The organism is Citreicella sp. C3M06 (assembly GCF_018860705.1).
GTDB lineage: Bacteria > Pseudomonadota > Alphaproteobacteria > Rhodobacterales > Rhodobacteraceae > Salipiger.
Window position 1 is genome coordinate 141647 of sequence record NZ_JAHKQA010000047.1, and the last position, 23204, is coordinate 164850.

The 23204-nt window shown below is 65.3% G+C and carries 21 protein-coding genes; 19 read left to right on the plus strand and 2 right to left on the minus strand.

The window, feature by feature from the left end:
* Window positions 1-2: 2 nt before the first annotated feature.
* The 7 genes from KO516_RS10980 (at window position 3) to KO516_RS11010 (ending at window position 6886) form a co-directional block, all read left to right on the plus strand.
* Window positions 3-389 (plus strand): YciI family protein, encoded by a 387-nt coding sequence (locus tag KO516_RS10980; RefSeq protein ID WP_216003830.1) that lies wholly within the window; start codon window positions 3-5, stop codon window positions 387-389.
* A gap of 141 nt (window positions 390-530) precedes the next feature.
* The gene (locus KO516_RS10985) at window positions 531-1823 is read left to right on the plus strand and encodes a malonyl-CoA decarboxylase (protein WP_216003831.1); all 1293 of its coding nucleotides are present in this window, start codon (window positions 531-533) and stop codon (window positions 1821-1823) included.
* 9 nt (window positions 1824-1832) lie between these two features.
* Window positions 1833-3341 carry a malonyl-CoA synthase gene (locus KO516_RS10990; protein WP_216003832.1) on the plus strand — a complete coding sequence of 503 codons (1509 nt, stop codon included), beginning with the start codon at window positions 1833-1835 and terminating at the stop codon, window positions 3339-3341.
* A gap of 35 nt (window positions 3342-3376) precedes the next feature.
* Window positions 3377-4402 (plus strand): TRAP transporter substrate-binding protein DctP, encoded by a 1026-nt coding sequence (gene dctP / locus KO516_RS10995; RefSeq protein WP_216003833.1) that lies wholly within the window; start codon window positions 3377-3379, stop codon window positions 4400-4402.
* A 54-nt stretch (window positions 4403-4456) separates the two neighbouring features.
* On the plus strand, window positions 4457-5059 hold the full coding sequence (locus KO516_RS11000) for a TRAP transporter small permease (protein ID WP_216003834.1): 603 nt from the start codon (window positions 4457-4459) through the stop codon (window positions 5057-5059).
* A gap of 1 nt (window position 5060) precedes the next feature.
* Entirely contained in the window at window positions 5061-6389 is a 1329-nt protein-coding gene (locus tag KO516_RS11005) for a TRAP transporter large permease (RefSeq protein WP_216003835.1), read from the plus strand.
* 11 nt (window positions 6390-6400) lie between these two features.
* Window positions 6401-6886, plus strand: coding sequence for a heme-binding protein (locus KO516_RS11010; protein WP_216003836.1), 486 nt, complete (start codon window positions 6401-6403; stop codon window positions 6884-6886).
* A gap of 269 nt (window positions 6887-7155) precedes the next feature.
* Here KO516_RS11010 and KO516_RS11015 read toward each other — a convergent pair whose 3' ends face one another.
* Window positions 7156-7833: a GntR family transcriptional regulator gene (locus KO516_RS11015; protein ID WP_216003837.1), complete on the minus strand. Its 678-nt coding sequence runs from the start codon at window positions 7831-7833 to the stop codon at window positions 7156-7158.
* Window positions 7834-7949: 116 nt separating this feature from the next.
* Here KO516_RS11015 and KO516_RS11020 point away from each other — a divergent pair, with 116 nt between their 5' ends.
* The 12 genes from KO516_RS11020 (at window position 7950) to KO516_RS11075 (ending at window position 22260) form a co-directional block, all read left to right on the plus strand.
* Window positions 7950-10049 (plus strand): hydantoinase/oxoprolinase family protein, encoded by a 2100-nt coding sequence (locus KO516_RS11020; protein WP_216003838.1) that lies wholly within the window; start codon window positions 7950-7952, stop codon window positions 10047-10049.
* A complete protein-coding gene (locus tag KO516_RS11025; RefSeq protein ID WP_216003839.1) occupies window positions 10046-11635 on the plus strand; it encodes a hydantoinase B/oxoprolinase family protein in 1590 nt (529 codons plus the stop codon). Before KO516_RS11020 ends, KO516_RS11025 begins: the two co-directional genes overlap by 4 nt.
* A gap of 61 nt (window positions 11636-11696) precedes the next feature.
* Window positions 11697-13229: an ABC transporter substrate-binding protein gene (locus KO516_RS11030; protein ID WP_216003840.1), complete on the plus strand. Its 1533-nt coding sequence runs from the start codon at window positions 11697-11699 to the stop codon at window positions 13227-13229.
* A gap of 9 nt (window positions 13230-13238) precedes the next feature.
* Window positions 13239-14195 (plus strand): ABC transporter permease, encoded by a 957-nt coding sequence (locus tag KO516_RS11035; protein WP_216003841.1) that lies wholly within the window; start codon window positions 13239-13241, stop codon window positions 14193-14195.
* A gap of 1 nt (window position 14196) precedes the next feature.
* Entirely contained in the window at window positions 14197-16047 is a 1851-nt protein-coding gene (locus KO516_RS11040) for a dipeptide/oligopeptide/nickel ABC transporter permease/ATP-binding protein (RefSeq protein ID WP_216003842.1), read from the plus strand.
* Window positions 16044-17039, plus strand: coding sequence for an ABC transporter ATP-binding protein (locus KO516_RS11045; RefSeq protein ID WP_216003843.1), 996 nt, complete (start codon window positions 16044-16046; stop codon window positions 17037-17039). The genes KO516_RS11040 and KO516_RS11045 overlap by 4 nt, the downstream gene beginning before the upstream one ends.
* On the plus strand, window positions 17036-17749 hold the full coding sequence (locus KO516_RS11050; protein WP_216003844.1) for an SDR family NAD(P)-dependent oxidoreductase: 714 nt from the start codon (window positions 17036-17038) through the stop codon (window positions 17747-17749). The genes KO516_RS11045 and KO516_RS11050 overlap by 4 nt, the downstream gene beginning before the upstream one ends.
* Before the next feature lie 117 nt (window positions 17750-17866).
* Complete coding sequence (locus KO516_RS11055) at window positions 17867-18676, plus strand: creatininase family protein (RefSeq protein ID WP_216003845.1); 810 nt, start codon at window positions 17867-17869, stop codon at window positions 18674-18676.
* 52 nt (window positions 18677-18728) lie between these two features.
* Window positions 18729-19721, plus strand: a complete 993-nt coding sequence (locus tag KO516_RS11060) for a TRAP transporter substrate-binding protein (RefSeq protein WP_216003846.1) — start codon at window positions 18729-18731, stop codon at window positions 19719-19721.
* Window positions 19718-20281, plus strand: a complete 564-nt coding sequence (locus KO516_RS11065; protein ID WP_216003847.1) for a TRAP transporter small permease subunit — start codon at window positions 19718-19720, stop codon at window positions 20279-20281. Before KO516_RS11060 ends, KO516_RS11065 begins: the two co-directional genes overlap by 4 nt.
* A gap of 3 nt (window positions 20282-20284) precedes the next feature.
* The gene (locus tag KO516_RS11070; protein ID WP_216003848.1) at window positions 20285-21571 is read left to right on the plus strand and encodes a TRAP transporter large permease; all 1287 of its coding nucleotides are present in this window, start codon (window positions 20285-20287) and stop codon (window positions 21569-21571) included.
* 11 nt (window positions 21572-21582) lie between these two features.
* Complete coding sequence (locus KO516_RS11075; RefSeq protein ID WP_216003849.1) at window positions 21583-22260, plus strand: RraA family protein; 678 nt, start codon at window positions 21583-21585, stop codon at window positions 22258-22260.
* 3 nt (window positions 22261-22263) lie between these two features.
* Here KO516_RS11075 and KO516_RS11080 read toward each other — a convergent pair whose 3' ends face one another.
* Window positions 22264-23169 (minus strand): LysR family transcriptional regulator, encoded by a 906-nt coding sequence (locus tag KO516_RS11080; RefSeq protein WP_216003850.1) that lies wholly within the window; start codon window positions 23167-23169, stop codon window positions 22264-22266.
* Window positions 23170-23204: the final 35 nt, after the last annotated feature.

The window sequence follows — 23204 nt, forward strand, 5'->3', positions numbered from 1 at the left end:
AGATGCCGGACTGGAAGACATACCAAGACAGCGCCAAGGCCCGCGGGGCGCTGGCGCTTGAGCTGTTCATGGTACACACGGTGCCCATGGCGGGCGGGCCTGCGGTGCCCGAGGTGCTGCCCGCGCATCTGGAATATCAGCGCAAGCTCGAATCGCAGGGCAGCCTGTTTCTGGCCGGTCCGCTGTCGGATGAGACCGGAACGCAGATCGAGGGCGCCGGGCTGGTGATCTTGCGCGCGGAGTCGTTGGAGCAGGCCCGCGCCCTTGCCGACGCCGATCCGATGCACAGCCGCGGCGCGCGCAGCTACACGCTGCGTCGCTGGCTGGTGAACGAGGGCAGCCTGACGCTGACGGTCGGGGTGTCGACCGGGACGGTCGCACTGTCATGACTGCCCGGGACGGTCGCGCTGTCATGAACGCCCGGGACGGTCGCGCTGTCATGAACGCCCGGGACGGTCGCGCTGTCATGACTGCCCGCAGCGGCCGCGCACTCATCACTGCCCCCTCCCTGATCTGACGGAGCACGAGCCATGCAATTGATCCAATCGACCTATCTGATCGACCTGCTGTCCACGATCACCCAGCGCAATCGCCCCGCGCCGCGTGGCAGCGACAGCCGCACCCCGCGCGAGTTGGCCGAGCTGTTGCTGACCGATCTGGGGGATGTGTCCTCGTCCAAGGTCTCGCGCGCCTTGCTGGCGCAGTACCGCGATATGAGCGAGGATCAGAAACACGCCTTCTTCGACATGCTGGCCAGCGATTTCGACATCAACGGCCCGGTGCTGGCCGATCTGGCCCGCGCTTATGGCGAAGACCCCCAGCCCGAGACCCTCGCCGCGCTGACCGAAGCCGCAGAGCCGCGCCGTCAGGAAATCTTTCGCCGTTTGAACCGCGTGCCGGGCGCCACCGCCGATCTGGTCGCCATGCGCTGCGATCTGTTGCGCATGGCAAGAGAGGCGCCGCGCCTTGCGGTCATCGATCAGGATTTCCTGCACCTGTTCCGCTCGTGGTTCAATCAGGGCTTTCTGGTGCTGCGCCACATCAACTGGGACAGCCCCGCCAGCATTCTGGAAAAGATCATCGAATACGAGGCGGTCCACGCCATCCACAGCTGGGACGATCTGCGCCGCCGCCTGCTGCCCGAAGACCGGCGCTGCTATGCCTATTTCCACCCGGCCATGCCCGAGGAGCCGCTGATCTTTGTCGAGGTGGCGCTGACCGATGGCGTTGCCGGCAACATTCAGGCGGTGCTTGCCGAAGACCGCCCCGCCCTGCCCGCCAAGCGCATCAACACCGCGGTGTTCTATTCGATTTCCAACTGCCAGAAGGGGCTGCGCGGTATTTCCTTTGGCAATTCGCTGATCAAGCAGGTGGTCGAGGATCTGAAATCCGCGATGCCGGAACTGACCACTTTCGTCACGCTCTCGCCCATTCCGGGCTTTCGCCGCTGGGCCGATCAGCGCCTGTCAGAGCTGCCCGCCGAAGATGCCGCCCGGCTCGCGGAGGCATTGCGGGACCGGGGCGCGGCGCTGCGCCCCTATGTGGCGCAATACCTGATCCGCGAACGCCATCCGCGCGGCGGCCCGCTGGACCCGGTGGCGAAGTTTCACCTCGGCAACGGCGCGCTGGTGCACGAGGTGCATATGGGGGCCGACAAATCCGACAATGGCTTGCGCCAGTCCTGCGGTGCGATGGTCAACTATCTGTACGATCTCGACCAGATCGATGCCAACATCGAGGGCCATTCCACCAAGGGGACAATCGCCCATGCCCGCGCGCTGGCCCCGCTTTTGAAATCCACCGCCGTTCCGGCCAAGACCTGAGTGAATGCCATGACCAACCATCTTTTCGACCAGCTTTTCGGATACCACGCCGGCAGCGATGCGCCTTTCGTGACGCCTCTGGGGGGCGCGGCGCTCAGTCATGACGATTTTCTGGCGCTCTCGGCGCGGATGGCCAATGTCTTTGTGGCGCAGGGTCTGCAAAAGGGCGACCGGGTGGCGGTGCAGGTGGGCAAATCGGTGCCCGCGCTTGCGATCTATGCCGCCTGCCTGCGCGCCGGTCTGGTGCTGTTGCCGCTCAACACCGGCTATACCGTGTCGGAACTGGCGTATTTCCTCGGCGATGCCGAACCGGGGCTGGTGATCTGCGATCCTGCCAAGGCCGAGGGGCTGAGCCCGATCCTGCCTGAGGGGGCGACGCTGCTGACGCTGGACAATGCGGGCAACGGCAGCCTGATGGATGCCGTCGCGCAGGCCGATGCACAGCACGACCCGCTGCCCTGCGGGCCGGATGATCTGGCGGCGATCCTGTATACCTCGGGCACCACGGGGCGCAGCAAGGGCGCGATGCTGAGCCATGACAACCTGTTGTCCAACGCCCGCGCCCTGACCAACCTGTGGCGCTTCAGCGCGGACGATGTGCTGCTGCACGCGCTGCCGATCTTTCACACCCACGGGCTGTTCGTGGCGGTGAATGTCTGCGCGCTGTCGGGGGCGTCGATGCTGTTCCACCCCGGTTTCAACCTTGATGACATCATCGCCGATCTGCCAAAGGCCACCACGCTGATGGGCGTGCCGACCTTTTACACCCGGCTGCTGGACGATCCGCGCTTCACCCCGATGCTGACGCAACACATGCGGCTGTTCGTGTCGGGCTCGGCGCCGCTTCTGGCGGAAACCCACGAGCAGTTCGAACGGCGCACCGGGCATCGCATCCTTGAACGCTACGGCATGACCGAAACCAACATGAACGTGTCCAACCCCTATGAGGGCGAGCGCCGCGCCGGCACGGTTGGCTTTCCCCTCGCGGGCACCGAGCTGCGCATCACCGATCCCACCACCGGCGCGCCCCTGCCCGATGGCGAGATCGGCATGATCGAGGTGCGCGGCCCCAATGTGTTCAAGGGCTATTGGCGCATGCCGGAAAAAACCGCCGAGGAGCTGCGCGGCAACGGGTTTTTCATCACCGGCGATCTGGGGCGCATCGACGCCGATGGCTATTTGTCCATCGTGGGGCGGCAGAAAGACCTGATCATCTCGGGGGGCTACAACATCTACCCCAAGGAAATCGAGGTGGTGCTGGACGATCTGCCCGGCGTGCTGGAATCGGCCGTGGTCGGCATCCCGGATGCGGATTTCGGCGAGGCGGTGATTGCCGCCGTGGTGCCCGCGCCGGGGGCCACGCCCGACCCCGAGGCGCTGATGGCGCTGCTGCGCCCGCAGCTGGCCCGGTTCAAGCATCCGCGCGCCATTCGCATCCTGGATGAACTGCCGCGCAACACCATGGGCAAGGTGCAAAAGAACCTGCTGCGCGAGGCCTTTGCCGCAACGCCCGCCTAAGCACAGGCACAACACAATCATAGGGAGGAGAAACTATGAGAAACCCCATCATCCTGTCGGCGCTGGCCGCACTGAGCCTAGGCACCGCCGCCCCCGCCGCCAATGTCGATGGCCCGTCGGTGTTCTGGAAAATCTCGATGTACGGCAACGCGCGGGCGCTGACATCCGGGATGGAGGCGCTGGCCGAAAAGGTCGCCGCCGAAACCGACGGCAAGTTCCAGATCCGCATCTTTTACGCCGAACAGCTTGGCCCGGCGCGCGAGGCGCTCGACGCGATCAAGCTCAACGCCTTTGAGGGCGCGGGTATCTGCAATTTCTACCACCCCGGCAAGAACCCGGCGTGGATGGTGTTCTCGTTGCCGTTTTTGCCGATCACCAGCCCGGCGGTGGATCTTTACGTGCGCAAGCGGATGTTCGAACACCCGGCCATCGTCGCGGATATGGAAAAGTGGAACGCGCTGCCCTATGCGTCGGGCCTCTTGCCGCAATACGAGATGATGGGCCGGGGCGAGCCGCCGCAAACGCTCGATGACTGGGCCGGGCTACAGGTGCGCGCGGGCGGCGGGCTTGGCGATGCGATGGAACTGCTGGGCGCAACCAAGCAGACGCTGTCGGCGGGCGAAACCCTGACCGCCTTCCAGAACGGCACGGTCGATGTGGCGGCCTTTCCGTTCACCTATGCGCATGTCGCCTTCAAGATCAACGAAGAGGCCGACTGGTACACCGCCAACCTGTCGCCGGGCTCGTCTGAATGCGGCTGGGTGTTGAACAAGACCGCCTTCGAGGCCCTGCCCGAACAATATCAGGCGCTGGTCTGGGACAACCGCGATCTGGTGCTGGAAACCGAACTGGCCGCCTATGCGGCGCAGGATGAAAAGAACATCCCCCTGTTCGAAAAGACCCTGACCAAAATCGAATATGACGACGCCGCGCTGGAAGAATTCCGCACCCGCGCCGGCAGGCCGATCTGGGACAAATGGGTTGCCGACAATCCCGATTTCGATGCGCAGGGCGTGCTGGATGCCTTCCTTGGTTACGCCAACGAGGCGCACACGCAATAATCCCCTCTGGCGGCGCCACAGCTGGCGCCGCCCCCTGCCCCACGGATTTCCCCGATGACCTACCCCCCTGACACGCGCGGCCCCGTGGCCCGCGCCGACCGGCTGTTGTGCCCGGTCGAAGACGCCACGAACTTTATCGCCGCGCTGTTCGTGTTCGCGCTGATGTGCCTTGGCATTGCGCAGATCGTCATGCGCACGCTGTTTGACATGCCGCTGACCGGCTATGTCGATCTTGTCGAACTGTCGATGGCGGGCATGGCCTTTCTGGGCGCCGCCTATACCCAGCGCATGGGCGCGCATATCCGCATGGAGCTTTTGCTCGGCGCGCTTACAGGGCGCAAATACTGGGCCGCCGAGATCATCGGCGCCGCCGTCGGCATGGCGATCATCGCGGTGCTGATCTGGTACACTGGCGCGCATTTCTGGCGCTCTTATCAGCTGGGCGACACCACGATTGATGCCGAATACCCGGTCTGGCCGTCCAAGCTGGCGGTGCCGGTGGCGTTCTCGATCTGGTTCCTGCGCCTGTCCATTCAATTCGCCGGAGCCATCCGCATGTTCATCGACCCGACCCGCACGCCCATCGGCGTGGCCACCATCAAGGACGTGGCCGAAACCGCCCGCGAAGAGGCGGACGCCGCCACAGAGGAGCGCTGAGATGCTGATCGGACTTGGTTTCGAACACCCGCTCGCCGTTGGCCTGATCGGCGTCGGCCTGTTGATCGTCCTCGTGGTGCTGGGGGTGCGCGTGGTGTTTGCCGCCGCCATCATCGGCCTGCTCGGGCTGGTCGAGCTGATCGGCTGGGGCCCGGCGGCGGGCGTGGTGGGCATCGTGCCGCATGCCAAGGCAACCACCTATGCGCTGTCGGTGCTGCCGATGTTCATCTTCATCGGCTTTGTCGCCTTTCATGCGGGCATGACCACGCAACTGTTTGACGCGGCGCGCAAATGGCTGGGCTGGATGCCCGGTGGCTTGGCGGTTGCGACGGTGTTTGCCACCGCGGGCTTTGCCGCCGTGTCGGGGGCCTCGACCGCGACCTCGGCGGTGTTTGCCCGCGTCGCCATTCCCGAGATGTTGCGCCATGGCTATGACAAGCGCATGTCGGCCGGGGTTGTCGCCGCAGGCGGTACGCTGGCCACGCTGATCCCGCCCTCGGCCATTCTGGTGATCTATGCGATCATCGTCGAAGAATCCGTCGGTCGCTTGCTGCTGGCAGGGTTCCTGCCGGGCTTTGTCTCGGCGCTGGTCTATGCCGCCATCATCGTGGTCTGGGCGCTGCTCAAGCCCGAACAGGCCCCTCGCATCGCCAAAGCCGAGCGCGCCACTTGGCCCGAGCGGATCACATCGCTGCCGCCGCTGCTGCCGATCATGGCGGTGGTGTTCATCATCATCTCAGCGATCTACCAGGGCTGGGCCACCCCGACCGAAGCGGGCGCATTGGGCGCGGGCATCATCTTTTGCGTCGCGCTGGCGCGGGGCACCGGGCTGAAGCCGATCACCGAAAGCCTGATGGAAACCGCCAAGCTGACGGTGATGATCTTTTCGCTGATCTGGGGTGTGACGGTGTTCGTGCGCTTCCTCGGGTTCTCGGGACTGGCCGAAGCCTTCACCAGCCTTGTGGTCGGCATCGATGCGCCGCCCATGGTCATCATGGTGTGCATCCTTCTGGCCTATGCGGTGCTGGGCATGTTCATGGATGCCATCGGGATGCTGCTGCTGACGCTGCCGGTGGTCTACCCCGCCGTCATGGCGCTGGGGTTCGATTCCATCTGGTTCGGCATCATCGTGGTCAAGATGGCCGAGATCTGCCTTGTCACCCCGCCCATCGGGCTCAATTGTTTTGTCGTCGCCGCCGTCAGGCCGGACATATCGCTGCCGGATGTGTTCAGGGGCATCACCTGGTTCTTTGTCGCCGACGTCATCACCATCATCGTGCTTCTGGCCTTTCCGGGGATCGTCACCTGGCTGCCGGACCTCATGCGCTGAAAGGATATCTCATGAAACTTGCCTCTTCGCTTTCTCTCGCTCTGGCGGAAACCATCGTCGACAATGTGCTGGCCATCGGCAAACGCGAGGGGATGAAGCCGCTGACCGTGGTCGCATTGGACAGCGGCGGGCGCATGGTCTGCATGAAAATGTCGGATGGTTGCGGGCTGCTGCGCTTCAACATCGCGCTTGGCAAGGCCTATGGCTCGCTTGGCATGGGGTTTTCAAGCCGCACGATCCGCGACTACCTGTCGGCGCGCCCCGCCTTTCAGAACGCCATCGCGGCGGCCTCCGAAGGGCGGTTCATTCCGGTTCCCGGCGGGGTGCTGATCGAAGATGCCGACGGCATGACCATCGGCGCCGTCGGGGTCAGCGGCGATGCTTCCGAGCGCGATGAATATTGCGCCATCCACGCCATCCGCGATGCGGGATATACGTCGAACCCGTCTGACGAAGCGCCCAACTGGCGCGCGGCATCGCTGTCGGACCAGCACTAACAGCGCGCCGGGGGCGGAGCATCGCCGCCCCCGCAACCGGTTCGTGGCCCGGCGTAAGGATCGCCGCTGCCCGCCTCTGGCTTGGCGCGCCGCAATGGCCCGGCCCTGCCCGATAAAAAATTCGAGCCATGTCATAAATCTTTTGAATTAGACGAGGCCGCCGAAAAGCGGATCAGATCGGGGCAATCCGGCGCGCGCCGGAGCTTGCACAACCCCGGTGTCCCACGATCATGCTCTTCCCTGACTGTTTTCGCCGCCTCCGGCGCCTGTCATCGCTGAAGCGCCGAAACCAGCCGTGGCATCAGATCGAGATGCCGCTTGACCAGATCCACGATGGCGGCTTCGTCATGGGCGCTCAGCGCCGCGATCATCTGGCGATGTTCATCTTCGATGATGTCGGTCTTGCCGACGCCCTGTTGCAGCGACAGCATCGCCACCCGCGCCAGCGGCGCCTGCAAGCCGTCGAACACCTGTACCAGCACCGTGTTGCCCGCCGCCGCCACGATCGCCTGATGAAACAGCCGGTTGATTTCCACGCAGTCGAGAAAATCATCCGGCGATGTCGCCTCATGCCGCTCGCACAGAACCGTCAGCTCGGCCGGGACGACGCGCCTTTCGCGGCAGATCTTGCGCACGGCATGGGTCTCGACCATCAGCCGCACCTCGTAAAGATCGCGCAATTCCGCAGCGTTCAATCCGCGCACCATCGCGCCCCGGCGCGGGTGCAGTTCCAGATAGCCCTCTGCCGCGAGTCGGTTCAGCGCCTCGCGCACAGGCGAGCGCGACACGCCAATCGCCTCGGCCGCCGCCACCTCTTCGATAAAGCCCCCCGCCGGAAAATCACCGTTCAGCAGCTTGGCCCGAATGCCGCGATAGGCCCGTTCGCGGGCCGAGATCCCTTTTGCCGCGTCCGTCTCTGCGCCGCCGCTGCCCTGCTGCCCATTCATTCGTCACCTCACTGCCAAACTCGCCCAGTCCTCGCGGGAAAATAAAACGAGGGCTGGACAGAATCGAATCCCTCTTCTTGTATACACGAAGAAGACACAATGAGGACACACAAGAAATGATGGACGGATCGCAGGATATCGCCCGCAACGGCACCTGGCGCGTCGGCGTCGATTCGGGCGGCACCTTCACCGATGTGTGCATGTTCGACGAAGCCAGCGGTCAGATCGCCATCTGGAAAGTGTCCTCGACCCCCGATGACCCCTCGCGCGGCATTGCGCAGGGCGTGCAGGAAGGCATGAGCGAATGCGCCGGCGGCGGGGCGTCGCCCGCGGCGGCAGTGTCCTATCTGGGCCATGGCACCACGGTCGCCACCAACGCGCTGATCACCCATCGCGGCGCCAAGGTCGGCCTGCTGACCACCGGCGGCTTTCGCGACCTGCTGGAAATCGGCCGCCAGAAACGCCCCGACCTCTACGATCTGTTCGCCGAAAAGCCGCAAACGCTGGTCCCGCGTGAGCTGCGGTTTGAATTGCCCGAGCGGATGCTGCGCAACGGCGATGTCGACGTGCCGCTGGACGAAGAGGCGGTGCGCGCCGCCGCCCGCGCCCTGAACGAGGCCGGTGTCGAGGCGGTGGCGATCTGCTTTCTCTATGCCTTTGTGAACCCGGCGCATGAACAGGCCGCCCGTCGCATCGTCGAGGAGGAAATGCCCGGCGTGTTCATCTGCGCCAGCCATGAGATCGCGCCGGAATTCCGCGAATTCGAACGGCTGTCCACCGCCACGGTCAACGCCTATCTCGGCCCGATCATGCACCGCTACATTCACCGGCTGACGCCGCGCCTTGCGGATCTGGGCCTGCCGGTCGCACCGCACCTGACGCAATCCAACGGCGGCGTCGTGCGCTTCGAGGTCGCGGCGCAAACCCCGGTGCGCGCGGTGCTGTCCGGCCCCTCGACCGGCGTGGTGGCGGCGCAGGCCATTGCCAATGCATCCGGCCACGGCGACATCATCACCTTTGACATGGGCGGCACCTCTTCGGATGTGGCGCTGATGGCGGGGGGCGAGACTAGCCAGACCAACGAGGCCTCGGTCCACGGCTACCCGATCAAGGCGCCGATGCTCGACATTCACACCGTCGGCGCGGGCGGCGGGTCGATCGCGCGCATCGACAGCGGCGGCTTGCTCAAGGTCGGGCCCGAAAGCGCTGGCGCCGACCCCGGCCCGGTCTGCTACGGGCGCGGCGCGACCGAACCCACCGTGACCGACGCCAATATCGTGTTGCAGGTGCTCAACCCCGTCGAGATCCTTGACGGGCGCATGAAGGTGCATCGCGATATGGCCGTCGCTGCCATTGGCGAGATGGCCGACCAGCTTGGCATGGGCACGATGCAGGTGGCGCAGGGCATCATCTCGGTCGTCACCGCCAATATGGCCAAGGCGATCCGGGTGATTTCCGTGCAGCGCGGCCATGATCCGCGCAACTACGCGCTGATGGCATTTGGCGGCGCGGGGCCGTTGCACGCAGTGCGGCTGGCGCAGGAATTGCGTATGTCCACCGTGATCATTCCGCGCAGCCCCGGCATTCTTTGCGCCATGGGCCTGTTGCTGACCGACCTGCGCGCCGATTTCTCGGCCACCCGCCTGACCCCGCTGGACAGCGACAGCCGCGAGACCATCGCCGAGGCCATGGCCCGCGTCGATGCCGATGCCGCCGACTGGTTCATGCAGGAAGCCATTCCCGCAGATCGCCGCGTTCTGACCCGCCGCATCGACATGCGCTATGACGGGCAGAATTACGAACTGTCGATCCCCCTGCCCGACGGCCCGGTCACCGACGAAACGCTGGACGCACTGCGCAGCGGCTTCACGCAGGCGCATGAACGGATGTACGGCTTTGCCGTGCCGGAGGAACGCATCCTTTGCGTCACCTTCCGCGCCGAGGCCACCGGCCTTGTGCAAAAGGCCCGGCTGAGCGAGCGCCCCGAGGGCGACGCCGATGCCTCGTCCGCCGTGATCGGGGCGCGCGATGTCTGGTACCCCGAGACCGGCGAATTCACCGAAACGACGCTGTATGCGCGCGACCGTCTGGCGCCGGGCATGGTCTTTGCCGGGCCTGCCATTGTCGAGCAGATGGACACCACCACGCTGATCCCGCCCGGTGTCACCGCCCGCGTCGATGCCATCGACAATCTTATTCTGGAGCTGCCCCGATGAGTGCCCCCCTGCTTGATCCGATCTCGGTCGAGGTGATCGGCGCCGCGCTTTCGTCCATCGTCGAGGAAACCGGCGAGGCGCTGGTGCGCGCGTCCTATTCCACCAACATCAAGGAACGGCGCGATTGTTCGACCGCACTGTTCGACCGGCAGGGCCGCACCCTGTGTCAGGCCGAACATATCCCGATCCACCTTGGCAGTTTCCTTGATTTCATCCCGATGCTGCTGGCCGATCATGACGAGGCAGACCTGCGCCCCGGCGACGTGTTTGTCGGCAATGACGCCTATCGCGGCGGCGGCACCCATCTGCCCGACATCGTTCTGGCCGAGCCGATCTTTGTCGATGGCGAACTGGTGGCCTGGACGGTGAACCTTGCCCACCATTCCGATTTCGTCGATCGCGCCCATGCCCATATCTATCAGGAAGGCCTGCGCATTCCGCCGATCCGCCTGTACCGCGCGGGCGAGCTGCAAAAGGATGTGCAGGAAATCATCCTGCTGAACTGTCAGGTGCCGCGCGAGCGGCTGTCGGACCTGCGCGCGCAGATGGCCGCCAACCGCGTCGGCGTGGCGCGGTTTCAGGAGCTTTGCGCCCGCTACGGCACGGCCACGGTGCTGGCCTCGGGCGAGGCGCTGCTGGATTACGCCGAGCGCAAGATGCGCGCCGGGATCGCGGCGCTGCCCGATGGCAGCTGGCGGTTCGAAGACGTGTTCGACAATCTCGATTTCGACGAGCCGATCCCCTTTGCCGTTACGGTGACGGTGGCGGGCGACGAGCTGAGCCTTGATTTCGAGGCCCCCGCCCAGATCCGCGCGCCGATCAACATGACCCGCACCGCGCTGCTGGCCACGGTCTATTACATCGTCAAATCGGTGATCGACCCCACGGTGCTGCCCAATGCGGGCCTTGCGCGCCCGCTGACGGTGCGCGCGCCGCACGGCTCGATCCTCAACTGTGCCCACCCGGCGGCGGTCAATGGCCGGGTGCAGACCTGCCAGCGGGTTGCGGACCTGATCCTTGGGGCGCTGGCGCAGGCGGTGCCAGAGCGCGTGTCGGCCTGCACCAATTCGACCTGCTCGGTCGCGGTGTTCTCGGGCACCCGCCAGTCGGGGCCGGATGCGGGCAGCTATTGGGTGTACCTTGAAACCATCGGCGGCGGCGGCGGCGCGCGTCCCACCGCTGACGGGCTCGACGGCATCCATGTGCACGCCACCAACACATCGAACCTGCCGGTCGAGGCGCTTGAGGGCGAATACCCCCTGATCCTTGAACGCTACGAGCTGGTCGACGGCTCGGGCGGTGCGGGCAAGCATCGCGGCGGCATGGGGCTGCGCCGGGTGTACCGCGCCACCGAAGACTGCATGGTGCACGTCGATGTCTCGCGCAACAAATCCCGGTCCTGGGGGCTGAAGGGCGGCGGCGCGGGCGGTCACGGCAGCTATGTCACCAGCCCCGACTGCGACCCGTTCGAGCGCGGCTACGGCACGTTGCGCGCCGGCGAATGGCTGGAAATCATCACCCCCGGCGGGGGCGGCTATGGCGTGGCGGATCAAAAAGACAACGCAGCGCCGATCGCGGCAGAATAACCAAATAAAACCCTCGGGGCCGTCAAGAGCCTGCAACAAAAACCGACAAGGAGACTGGACCATGACGACCAAGATGAACCGGCGCGGCTTTCTGGCGACCACCGGCGCGGCGGCTGGAACGCTGAGCTTTCTGGGCACCAAGGGCGCCTTTGCACAGGATGGCGGCACGCTGCGTTTCGGGCTGTCGGCCTATCCGCCTAGCTTTGACATCTGGACCTCTAGCGGCACGGCGGCGGGCACCATCAAGATGATGTGCCACCGCGGCCTCGTGGGCTATGACAAGGACGGCGTCATGCAGGGCGAACTGGCCGAAAGCTGGGAAGTGTCCGAGGCGGGCGACTGGACTTTCCACCTGCGCGACGCGCTGTGGCACGATGGCACCCCGGTCACCGCCGAAGACGTCGCCTGGACCGTGCTCGAGGCGCAAAAGCCGGATTCAGCCGCCTATCTTCAGGGCCAGCTTGCCAGCATCACCTCGGTGGAAACCCCCGACGCCAAGACCGTCATCATGAAGACCGCCGAACCGCAGGCGGTGCTGCCGGGCTGGTTTGCCAGCTACAACATGTGCATCGCCAAGAAGGGCTCTGAACGCGACAGCCTGATGGGCGCGGGGCCGTTCAAGCTGGCCTCGGTGGATCGCGGCGTGTCGATCAGCGTCGTCGCCAACCCGGATTACTACAAGGAGGGTATGCCCAAGGTCGCGGGCATCGACGCCATCGTCTATGCCGATGAAAACCTGCGCGTCGCGGCGCTGGAAGCGGGCGATGTCGATGTGGTCGAATACGTGCCGTGGCAGGCCATGGCGCAGATCGACGACAACGCCGAATTGCAGCTCGACACCACCTTCGGGCCGTTCATGTACCTGACCTTCAACGCCACCAAGGCGCCGTTCGACAACCCGCTGGTGCGCCGCGCCATCGGCCACGCCATCAAGCGCGAAGACATCGCCGCCGCCGCGTTTTACGAACGGGGCGCGCCGCTGGAACATCTGCCGATCGCCGATGCGTCGGAATTCTACAACGCCGATCTGGCCAACGAATGGTCCTATGATCCCGAAAAGGCCAAGGCGCTGCTGGCCGAGGCGGGCTATCCCGACGGCTTTGACTGCACCATGCTGTCGACCGCGCAATACGGCATGCACCAATCCACCGCCGAGGTCTGTCAGGCCTATCTGTCGATGATCGGCGTCAACGTCACGCTGGACCTGCCCGAATGGTCGACCCGGGTGAAAAAGGGCAACGAGGGCGCCTATGACATCGCCGTCATGGGCACGGCGGCCGACAACAACGACCCCGACGGGCTTGCCAATGTGGTCGATGGCGCGCTGCCGCTGAGCTATGTGCGCAGCTACGGGCTGGAAACCCCCGAGATCTCGGCGCTTTTTGCCAAGGGGCGCGCCAGTTTCGACACCGAAGAGCGCAAGGCGATCTACAAGGAACTGGAACAGATCGCCATCGACACCGCGCCGATCATGGGCCTGTGCTGGCGCGAACAGGGCTACGGCCTTGCTGGCAATGTCAGCGGGTTCTCCAACATGCCCGGCCAGCTGACCTTCTATTCCGGCTTCACGCTGGAAGCGGCGATGCTCGGGTAAGCGGAACCGATGCTCAGATACATTGCTTTCAGAAGCCTTGTCGCGCTGTTCCTTGTCTGGATCGTGGTGACAATCGTCTTTCTTCTTTTGCACCTGATCCCCGGCGATCCGGCGGAATTGCTGCTCAGTGGCGGCAACGTCGCCGCCGATCCGCAGGCGGTGGCGGCGATGAGGGAAAAGATGGGGCTGAACGCTCCGCTCTGGCAGCAGTATCTGGACCATATGGCCGGAGTGCTTTCCGGTGATCTCGGCGTGTCGTTTCGCGACGGCGCGCCGGTGATCGAACAGATCGCCCTGCGCCTGCCCCGTACGCTCGAGGTGATCATCGCCGCCGCGCTGATTGCCACCGGCATCGGCGTGCCGCTGGGCACCTACGCGGCGATCCGCACCGATGGCAAGGCGGATGCGGTGATCTCGCTATTCGCATCGGCAGCGCTGTCGACGCCGGTCTTTGTGGTCGGCTCGGTGGTGATCCTGATCTTTGCGCAGCAATTGCGCTGGTTGCCCGCCGGGGGGTTCGTGGCCTTTACCGAAGACCCTGCCGAACATCTCAAACTGCTGCTTTTGCCCGCCGGTACCGTCGCGCTGAGCCTGCTGGCGGTGATCACGAGGATGAGCCGCGCCTCGGTGCTCGAGGTGCTGCAACGCGACTATGTGCGCACCGCCCGCGCCAAGGGCCTGCCCGTGCGCGCTGTGCTGCGCCGCCACGTGGTGCGCAATGCGCTGATCCCGGTGCTGACGGTGCTGGGGCTGGAAATGGGCACCCTGATCGGAGGCACCGTTCTGGTGGAATTCGTCTTCAACTGGCCGGGTCTGTCTGGCTACCTCGTTTCGGCTGTCGATGCGCGCGATTACCCCGAGGTGGTGGGGATCGTGATGACCATCTCGGTGCTGTTCGTCTTGCTCAACCTCGTGGTCGATGTGGTGAATGCCGCGCTTGATCCGCGCATTTCGCTGGGGCGCTAAGATGAAAAGATCGACACGCAAATTGATCATTCCGGGCACCATCGTTGCGCTGGTTTTCGCGCTGGTGGTTCTGGCCCCGGTGTTGCCGTTGCAAGACGTGCGCGGCATGGATATTCCCAATCGTTTTTCCGGCCCCTCGGCGGCCCATTGGCTGGGACAAGACGGGTTTGGCCGCGATGTGATGTCCCGGCTGATCTGGGGCGGGCGGGCATCGTTGTTCATCGCCGTCGGCTCGGCCCTGCTGGCCGCCATCGCGGGGACGATGCTGGGCCTGCTGGGGGGCTATTTTCGCGGCGTGGTGGAATTGTTCACCGTGCGCGCGGTGGAGATCATCCTGTGCCTGCCGCCGCTGTTGCTGGCGCTGCTGGTGGTGGCGATTTTGGGCGCGGGCACCTGGCCGCTGATCCTGGCGCTGACCATTCTGTATACGCCCAACTACACCCGCGTGGTCTATGCCGCGACGCAACAGGTGCGCAGCCTTGATTTTGTCACCGCGCAACAGGCGATGGGCACCCACCCCATGAAGATCCTGCTGCGCACGATCCTGCCCAACGTGCTGCCGCCGCTTTTGGTGCAGATGTCGCTGGTGGTGGCCTCGGCCATGGTGATCGAAAGCGGGCTGTCGTTTCTGGGCCTTGGCGTGGTGCCGCCGACCCCGTCCTGGGGCCTGATGATCCGCGAGGCGCGCGGCGCGATGGAGCTGGCCCCCCTGCTGCTGGTCTGGCCGTCGCTGGCGCTGGCGGGCACGATCCTGACCTTCAACCTGTTGTGCGACCGGCTGCAATCGGCGCTGGACCCGCGCGCGATCACCGCAGGCGGCGCGCTGTGGCTGCGCCCGCGCGGCCCGAAGAAACCCTTAACGCCGCTTCCTGCGCCGCAGGATGCCCCGCTGCTGCAGATCACCGATCTGTCGATCGCCGCCCGTGACCTTGAACTGGTGCGCCGCGTCACGCTCAGCGTGCGCCCCGGAGAGACCATGGCGCTGGTCGGTGAAAGCGGTTCTGGCAAGACCCTGACCGGGCTTGCGATGACGGGCCTGCTGCCCGACACGCTGCGGCTGACTGGCGGTTCGGCGCTGTATACCCGCCGCGACGGGACGCGCATCGACCTTGCCACGCTTGATGAAGAGGCGATGCGCCAGTTGCGCGGCGATGAAATCTCGATGGTGTTTCAGGATGCGGCGGCCTCGCTCAACCCGGTGCTGCGCATCGGCGATCAGGTGGCCGAGGCGATCACCGCGCATACGACCCTGTCGGGCGAGGCGCTGAGCGCGCGCGTCGTCGCGCTGTTGCGACAGGTCGGCATTCCCGACCCCGAACGCCGCCTGCGCGCCTACCCGCATGAGCTGTCGGGCGGGCAACGGCAGCGCGCGATGATCGCGGTGGCGATTGCCGGTAACCCCCGCCTGCTGATCGCGGATGAGCCGACCACCGCGCTCGACCCGACCATTCAGGCACAGATCCTTGCGCTGTTCGCGCAGTTGCGCCGCGATACGCCGGGGATGGGGATGATCTTTGTCACCCATGACCTTGCCGTGGTGGCCGAAATCGCCGACCGCGTGACGGTGATGTACGCCGGCGAAATCGTCGAAGAAGGCCCGGTGGCCGAGGTCTTTACCCGGCCTCGTCACCCTTACACCGCCGCGCTGATCGCCTCGGTGCCCGAAAGCGGCGCCACAAGGCTGACCGCCATCCCCGGCGCGGTGCCCTTGCCCCATGCCATGCCGACGGGGTGCCGGTTTGCCCCACGCTGCGCCCATGCCACGGAGCGCTGCCGCGAGCGCGCCCCCCAAGCCGCATCACCCGCCCCAAACCGCATCACCCGCTGCTTGCGCTGGGAGGAGGTCACATGACCCATCACACCCCGAACGCCCCCCTGATCGAAGCCAGCCACCTTGGCCGCAACTTTCCGCAGCGCCAAGGGCTGCTGGGCCGGGCCCGCGATGTCTGGGCGGTGAATGACGTAAGCCTCAGCGTGGCCAAGGGGGAAACCGTTGGCGTTGTTGGCGAATCCGGCTGCGGCAAGTCTACGCTCGGGCGCATCCTGATGGGGCTGGACGCGCCGTCTCGCGGCGGCGTGCGCTTTGACGGGCGCGACCTTGCCACCCTGTCCGGCGCGGAACGGCGCAAGCTGTCGCGCCGCATGCAGATGGTGTTTCAGGACCCGTTCGGCTCGCTCGATCCGCGCCGCACCATCGGCGCACAGATCGCCGACGGGCTGATCACCCACGCCATCGTGCCCCGCGCCGAGGTCAACGCCGAGGTTGCCCGCCTGCTCGAACAGGTCGGCCTGCCCGCGGGGGCCGCCGCCCGCCGCCCGCATGAGTTTTCCGGCGGTCAGCGCCAGCGCATCGCCGTGGCCCGCGCCCTGTCGACCCGCCCCGATTTCATCGTCGCCGATGAGCCGGTCTCGGCGCTTGATGTGTCGATTCAGGCGCAGGTGGTGAACCTCTTGATGGATCTGCGCCGCGATCTGGATCTGGCGATGCTGTTCATCAGCCACGATCTGCACGTGGTGCGCCATCTGTGCACGCGGATCGTGGTGATTTATCTGGGGCGCATCGTCGAAGAAGGCCCCGCCGAACAGGTGTTTGGCAGCCCCGCGCATCCCTATACCCGGGCGCTGCTGGCGGCGACGCCCTCGTTGCATCCGCGCGCCGACAGCGCCGATGGCGTATTGCCCGGAGACCTGCCGAGCCCAGTCAACCCGCCCTCGGGCTGCGCGTTTCGCACCCGCTGCCCGCTGGCCGAAGAGGCCTGTGCGCGGGCCGTGCCGCCGCTGACGTCGGTGGGCACCGGCTGGAACGCCGCCTGTATCAAGGCCACACCCGGAGGAAAGCCATGACCCCTGTTGCGATGATCACCGGCGGCAGCCGCGGCATCGGGGCCGCCATCGCGCATGATCTGGCGGCGCGCGGCTATCGGCTGGCGCTGGGGCTGCGCGACCCTGCTGCGCTGCCTGATGATCTGGCCGCACATGACCCGCTGGTGGTGGAGTATGAGGCGAGCGACCCCGCCGCCGCCCGCCGGTTTACCGATGCAACCCTCGCGCGCTATGGGCGCATCGACGCGCTGATCAACAGCGCCGGGATCAGCGGCCCGCTGGAGCTGATGCCCGACACGCCCCAGCCCGATGACGAGATGGAAGCCGCGCTCGAGGCGCTGCTGTCGGTCAATATCAAGGCGCCGTTCCGCCTCACCCGCGCCGCGCTGCCAGCGCTGTGTGCGTCAGGACAGGGGCGGGTGATCGTGCTGGCCTCGGCGTCGGGCAAGCGCGTGCTGGGGCTGAACGCGGGTTACCAGATGACCAAGCACGCCGCCGTGGCGCTGTCTCATGCGGCGCGCCGCGCGGGCTGGGATCAGGGCGTGCGCGCCTGCGCCGTCTGCCCCAGCTTTGTCGCCACCGACATGACCTTGCGCCATGACGAATTGCCCCGCCACGAGATCACCCAGCCGCAGGATCTCGCCCGGCTGGTGGCCGAGGTTGTCACCCTGCCCAACAGCGCCAGCGTGTCCGAACTGCTGGTCAACTGGCGCTATGAGCCGGGGCTGTAACCGGCCCCGCGCCCGGAAAATTTCTTCTATCGGGGGGCAACCCGTTTGAATTGGACGCCCCCCGCGATGACCGCTTCAGTGGCCGCAACGAGACATGACAGGCAAGGAACCAATCACATGATCGACAAGATCCGCATGGCAGAGCTGACCTCACAAGAGGCCCGCGAGGAGCTGACCTCAGAGGCCGTGGTGCTGCTGCCCATGGGCTCGCTCGAAGATCAGGGCATCCATGCGCCGATGGGCGATTACATGGCCGCCGACCTGATGGCGATGGAAATCGCCAAGACCGCCCGCGCCGATGGCGTGGCGACCTTTGTCGCGCCGGTGATCCCCTTTGGCGGCAAGGATTATTTTGAATCGAGCCACGGCGGCATCTCGATCAGCCACGCCACGCTGTGCGGCATTCTGGATGACATGTTCGGCTGCCTCGACCGACACGGCATTCGCAAGCTGATGATCGTCAACGGCCATGGCGGCAACGTTCCGGCCATCACCGAGGTGGCGCTGCGCTGGCGGCAGAAGGCCGGGCTGTTCGTGCCCTCGATGTACCTGTGGCAGGTGGCGTATGGCGAGCTGCCCGGGCTGATCGGCGCCGACAAGGCCAAGGCCAGCTCGGGGCATGGCGGCGATCCGCTGACCTCGGTCGGCCTGCATTTCTACCCCGACCTAATCCGCAAGGATCTGGTGCGCGAGGCGCCCACCGGCAGCACCATCAAGGGGCTGGATATCGGCGGCTTTTCGTCCATCGTCTATGACGGCGCCAAGATTCAGGCCCCGATCGAGGCGCTGGAAGCGACCGAAACCGGCGCTTACGGCTGCAACCCCACGCTGTGCTCGGCTGAAACCGGCGATGTGCTGATCAAGCGCCTTGCGCAGATCGGCGCCGGGCTGGTGCGCGACCATGTCGCCAAGGGCCTGCACGATTGATCCCAACCAGACCGGCCAAAGCCGGCACCATCCCCCAACACGGAGAAACCACATGACCCGCACCATCCTTGGACTTGCCACCATGGCCACGCTGCTGGGCAGCGCCGCCTTTGCCGAGACCACCTGGAAGATGGCCACCAAGATGCCCGTCGACAGCCCCGAGGGGCAGGTGTTCGAGAAATTCGCCGAGCTGACCGAGGAATACACCGGCGGCGAGCTGAAGATCGCCGTCTATCCCAACGAACAGCTGGGCAAGGAAAACGCCGTTCTGGAACAGCTTCAGGCCAATATCGTGCAGGTCTACGCCGAAGGTTTTGGCTACATGAAGAAATGGGAGCCGGCGCTTGGCTGGCTTGCTGCGCCCTATGCGTTTGACGATTACGACCATTGGCGCCGGTTCATGAACTCGGATCTTGTCGCAGGCTGGTTCGACACTGCCGCTGCGGCCTCGGGCGTGCGCCCGCTGGGCGATCCGACGCTGGTGCTGCGGGGCCCCTACCGCGTGACCGTGTCCAACGTGCCGATCAATTCAGCGGCGGATTACGAGGGTCTCAAGATCCGCATGCACGAAAACAAGATCGCCATCGACACCTGGGATACGCTGGGCACCGAGGTTATCACCCTGCCCTGGACCGAGGTCCACCAGTCGATTTCCAAGGGCATCGTGCAGGCGGTGAATTCGCCCATCGCGCTGGTGGAATCCATGCGCTTCAACGAGGTCGCCCCCTATATCACCCGCATGGATGAATACTGGCAGTCGATCGGTTTCATGGTCAATGAAAGCGCGCTGGAGGCGCTGGACGATGAAACCCGCGCCGGGCTGATGCAGGCCTATGAAGAGGTCGGCGCGATGTCGCGCGATCTGATGTTCTCGGTCGCGGATGAAAGCATCGAGCGCATGGTCGCCGATGGTGCCACCTTTACCGAAATCGACATCTCGCCGCTCGTCGACAAGATGACGGCCTATTACGAGCAGATGGCCGCTTCGGGCGAATTGCCCGAAGGCTTCCTTGAAGGCATCGACGCCACGCGGGTCGCGCAGTGATCCCCGCAGAATTCCAACCAGAGGGTCCGCTACAGCGGGCCCTCAACCGGCTTGACCGGCTGAACTGGACGATGGGCGGCGCGTTTCTGTGGGTGTCCAACCTGTGCCTGCTGGCGATGCTCGGCCTGACGGCGGCGACCATCGTGTTGCGCCCGATGAGCCTTGCGCCCTACTGGATGTGGCCGTGGACCATGGTGTTCTTCATCTGGCTCAGCTTCTTCGGCTTCTTCGCGCTTTATGCCCGGCTGAAAGACGTGCGGGTGGATTTCGTGGCCGAACGGCTCGGCGCCGCTGGCATGGTGGCAACCCGCATCATCTCGGACGCGGCGACGCTGCTGGTTGCAGGGGTGTTGCTGCTGCAACTTCCCAAGGTGATCGCCACATCGAACGGCATCTATGACGGCGCGATCCTGCCTGCGGGCGGCGAACTGCCGCGGCTGGCGTTGTCGGTGCCGCTGTTCCTGTCGACCGTTCTGGTGGCTCTGAGCGCCCTTCTCGACATCGCAAAGCTGGCGGCGGGCATGCCCGAAAACGTCACGGATCATCACCCGGAAGCATAACTCATGGCCTGGATTCTCTTCGGCACCTTCATCGCGCTGATTCTGGCGCGGGTGCCCATTTCCATCGCGATCGGCAGCGCCACGGTGCTGACCTTTCTGACCTCGGATTTCTCCAACGCGTTGCAGATCATCCCACAGCAGATGCTGGAGGGGGTGAACAAGGCCTCGCTGACCGCCGTGCCGTTCTTCATCATGGCCGGAAACCTGATGAACGCCACCGGCGTGACCGAGCGTATCTTTGCCTTTGCCAATGCGCTTGTCGGGCATCTCAAGGCGGGTCTGGCGCAGGTCAACATCCTGTCGTCGATGATCTTTGCGGGGATTTCCGGCGCCGCCGTGGCCGATTGCGCCGGGCTTGGCGCGATCGAGATCAAGGCGATGCGCGAACGCGGCTACAAGCCCGATTTCGCCGCCGCCATCACCGTGGCGAGTTCGGTCATCGGCCCGCTGATCCCGCCCAGCATCGGGCTGGTGCTCTATGCCTTCCTTGCCCAGCAATCCATCGAACGGATGTTCCTTGCCGGTCTGGTGCCGGGCATCCTCGTGGGGCTGGCGCTGATGCTTTATGTGCGCATCCGCGCCCAGTTCGAAGACTTCCCCACCCAGCCGCGCGCCACCTCGCGCGAGGTCGTGGCAAGCGCACAGCACGGCTTTCTGGCGCTGGTCGCTCCGGCGATCATCCTTGGCAGCATCATGTTCGGCTTCGTCACCGCGACCGAGGCGGGCGTGCTCGCCTGTATCTACTGCATCGCCATCGGCCTGTGGTATCGCGAACTGAACTGGCGCTCGTTCTTCAACGCGCTGTCGGACACCGCCATGATGACCGCAGTCATCATGATCATCATCGCGTTTTCCATCGCCATGGGCTGGCTTCTGGCCATCGACCAGACGCCGCAGAAGCTGGCGGATTTCACCTTTGGCCTGACCGAAGACAAGAACGTGTTCCTCGCCCTGCTGCTGGTGTTCATCATCCTCGTCGGCTGTGTCGTCGAAGGCGTGCCCGCCAAGCTGATCCTTGTGCCAACGCTGCTGCCGCTGATCGACGCCTATGGCATCGACCGGGTGCATTTCGGCATCATCATCCAGCTTGGCCTGCTGCTGGGCATCGCGACGCCCCCCATGGGCATCGGTCTTTATATCGTCGCCGAGGTCGGCCGCGTGCGGTTCGAAAAGGTGACGATGGCCGTGCTGCCCATGCTTATCCCGCTGATCGGCGTGCTGATCCTGCTGACCTATGTGCCGCAGACCGTGACCTTCCTGCCCGATCTTATTCTTGGCCCTCAAAACTGAAAGCCTGATCCATGACCAACCTGACCTACAAACTCAATCCGATGCCGGCGAAGATCCCGCAGGAGAAACTCGACCGGCTGGCCAAGCTGGAAACCGCGACCATCGGCCATTTCTACCACTTCGGCTTTGCCGCCCCGGCGATCCAGCCGGTGCTGCCGGGCAAGGTGATCGCCGCCACCGTCGCCACCCTTGCCATTCCGGGGCTGGACAGCACGCTGCTGCACCATTGCCTTAGCGAATGCGGGCCGGGGTATTTCCTTGCCGTGGACCGGCTGGGCGATACCAAATACGCCTGCTGGGGCGGCGGCGTGACCCGCATGGCCGCGATGATCGGGCTGGAGGGCGGCTGTGTCGATGGCCCCCACACCGACACCGCCGAGATCAAGGAACAGGATTTCGCCATGTGGTCGCGCGGGCCCTCGCCCGTCACCACGCGGCTTTACAACACCGGCGGTGGCTTCAACGTGCCTGTGTCCATCGGCGGCGCGGCGGTGCTGCCGGGCTACGCGGTGCTGGCCGATGAATCCGGCGTGCTGTTCATCGCCCCCGAAGACCTTGACGCGGTGCTGGCCGAGGGCGAGCTCAAGACCGAGCGCGGCCTGATCAACGAGGCCAAGATCACCGACGGGCTGCATCTGGGCAAGATGTCGGGTGCCTCGACCATGGTCGCCGACAAGCTCAAGGGCTAAGCCCTACAACTCGATGAAAGAGGCAAACCGCCCATGCCCTGCACTCCACTCGAACGCCGCATCCCGCGCCAGGCTCAGCACCTTGCCGACCTGTTTGCGCCGGGCGCGGTTGACGTGGGTGCAGGCCACATGCAGCGGCGGCAATGTCTCGGTGGCCGGGATCTGCACGACCCGGCCCGCATCTATGTCGCGCTCCATCGCCGTCAGCGCCAGCGCCGAGGCCCCGTAGCCAAGGCGCACCATTTCCGCGATGGTCGACAGCGAATTGCCGAAATGGCGCGGCGCAGGGCGGTCGCGCATATCCTCGACATATTCCGCCACCGGCATGAACAAGGGCGAGGTTTTCGGATACAGCACCAGCGGCAGCAACCGCAGCTGGTCTGGCGACATCGGGAGGGGCAACCCGTCGATCACGTCGGGCCGCGCCACCCAGCCCACATCATAGCACATCGCGAAATCCGCGCCGACCCGGTCGCCGGTGGCGGTAAAGGCGGCATCCAGCGTGCCCGAATCCACAAAGCGGCGCAGTTGCAGGTCGGACCCGGCGTAGATATCCAGCTCCAGATCCGGGTCAGCCTCGGCGGCGGCGCGCAACAGCGGCCCCCAGGTCAGCGCCGCCATGCCCGCGAGCCCGATGCTCAGCGTGGTTTTGCGATTGTCGCGCAACCGCCCCATCATCGCCTCGCGCAGGTTGAGGAATTGCAGCGCGAATTCCGCCACCTCGATGCCCTGATCGGTCAGCGCAAACCCCGGCGCAGCGCGGTCGATCAGCCCCTTGCCCAGATCCTTTTCCAGCGACTGAATGCGCGCCGAAACCGCTGGCTGCGTCAGCCCCAGAAATTCCGCGGTCTGGCGGTGATTGCCGAACTGGCTGAGCCAGTAGAAGGCTTCAAGCTGCTTGAGATTCACCCGACATCCCCCATGAACGAAACAGTTTCAGACAA

What these genes read in the sequence shown, in the direction of transcription:
- KO516_RS10980 (WP_216003830.1), top strand. Translation starts at nt 3, where the DNA reads ATGCCGGACTGGAAGACATACCAAGACAGCGCCAAGGCCCGCGGGGCG.
- KO516_RS10985 (WP_216003831.1), top strand. Translation starts at nt 531, where the DNA reads ATGCAATTGATCCAATCGACCTATCTGATCGACCTGCTGTCCACGATC.
- KO516_RS10990 (WP_216003832.1), top strand. Translation starts at nt 1,833, where the DNA reads ATGACCAACCATCTTTTCGACCAGCTTTTCGGATACCACGCCGGCAGC.
- dctP (WP_216003833.1), top strand. Translation starts at nt 3,377, where the DNA reads ATGAGAAACCCCATCATCCTGTCGGCGCTGGCCGCACTGAGCCTAGGC.
- KO516_RS11000 (WP_216003834.1), top strand. Translation starts at nt 4,457, where the DNA reads ATGACCTACCCCCCTGACACGCGCGGCCCCGTGGCCCGCGCCGACCGG.
- KO516_RS11005 (WP_216003835.1), top strand. Translation starts at nt 5,061, where the DNA reads ATGCTGATCGGACTTGGTTTCGAACACCCGCTCGCCGTTGGCCTGATC.
- KO516_RS11010 (WP_216003836.1), top strand. Translation starts at nt 6,401, where the DNA reads ATGAAACTTGCCTCTTCGCTTTCTCTCGCTCTGGCGGAAACCATCGTC.
- KO516_RS11015 (WP_216003837.1), bottom strand. Translation starts at nt 7,833, where the DNA reads ATGAATGGGCAGCAGGGCAGCGGCGGCGCAGAGACGGACGCGGCAAAA.
- KO516_RS11020 (WP_216003838.1), top strand. Translation starts at nt 7,950, where the DNA reads ATGATGGACGGATCGCAGGATATCGCCCGCAACGGCACCTGGCGCGTC.
- KO516_RS11025 (WP_216003839.1), top strand. Translation starts at nt 10,046, where the DNA reads ATGAGTGCCCCCCTGCTTGATCCGATCTCGGTCGAGGTGATCGGCGCC.
- KO516_RS11030 (WP_216003840.1), top strand. Translation starts at nt 11,697, where the DNA reads ATGACGACCAAGATGAACCGGCGCGGCTTTCTGGCGACCACCGGCGCG.
- KO516_RS11035 (WP_216003841.1), top strand. Translation starts at nt 13,239, where the DNA reads ATGCTCAGATACATTGCTTTCAGAAGCCTTGTCGCGCTGTTCCTTGTC.
- KO516_RS11040 (WP_216003842.1), top strand. Translation starts at nt 14,197, where the DNA reads ATGAAAAGATCGACACGCAAATTGATCATTCCGGGCACCATCGTTGCG.
- KO516_RS11045 (WP_216003843.1), top strand. Translation starts at nt 16,044, where the DNA reads ATGACCCATCACACCCCGAACGCCCCCCTGATCGAAGCCAGCCACCTT.
- KO516_RS11050 (WP_216003844.1), top strand. Translation starts at nt 17,036, where the DNA reads ATGACCCCTGTTGCGATGATCACCGGCGGCAGCCGCGGCATCGGGGCC.
- KO516_RS11055 (WP_216003845.1), top strand. Translation starts at nt 17,867, where the DNA reads ATGATCGACAAGATCCGCATGGCAGAGCTGACCTCACAAGAGGCCCGC.
- KO516_RS11060 (WP_216003846.1), top strand. Translation starts at nt 18,729, where the DNA reads ATGACCCGCACCATCCTTGGACTTGCCACCATGGCCACGCTGCTGGGC.
- KO516_RS11070 (WP_216003848.1), top strand. Translation starts at nt 20,285, where the DNA reads ATGGCCTGGATTCTCTTCGGCACCTTCATCGCGCTGATTCTGGCGCGG.
- KO516_RS11075 (WP_216003849.1), top strand. Translation starts at nt 21,583, where the DNA reads ATGACCAACCTGACCTACAAACTCAATCCGATGCCGGCGAAGATCCCG.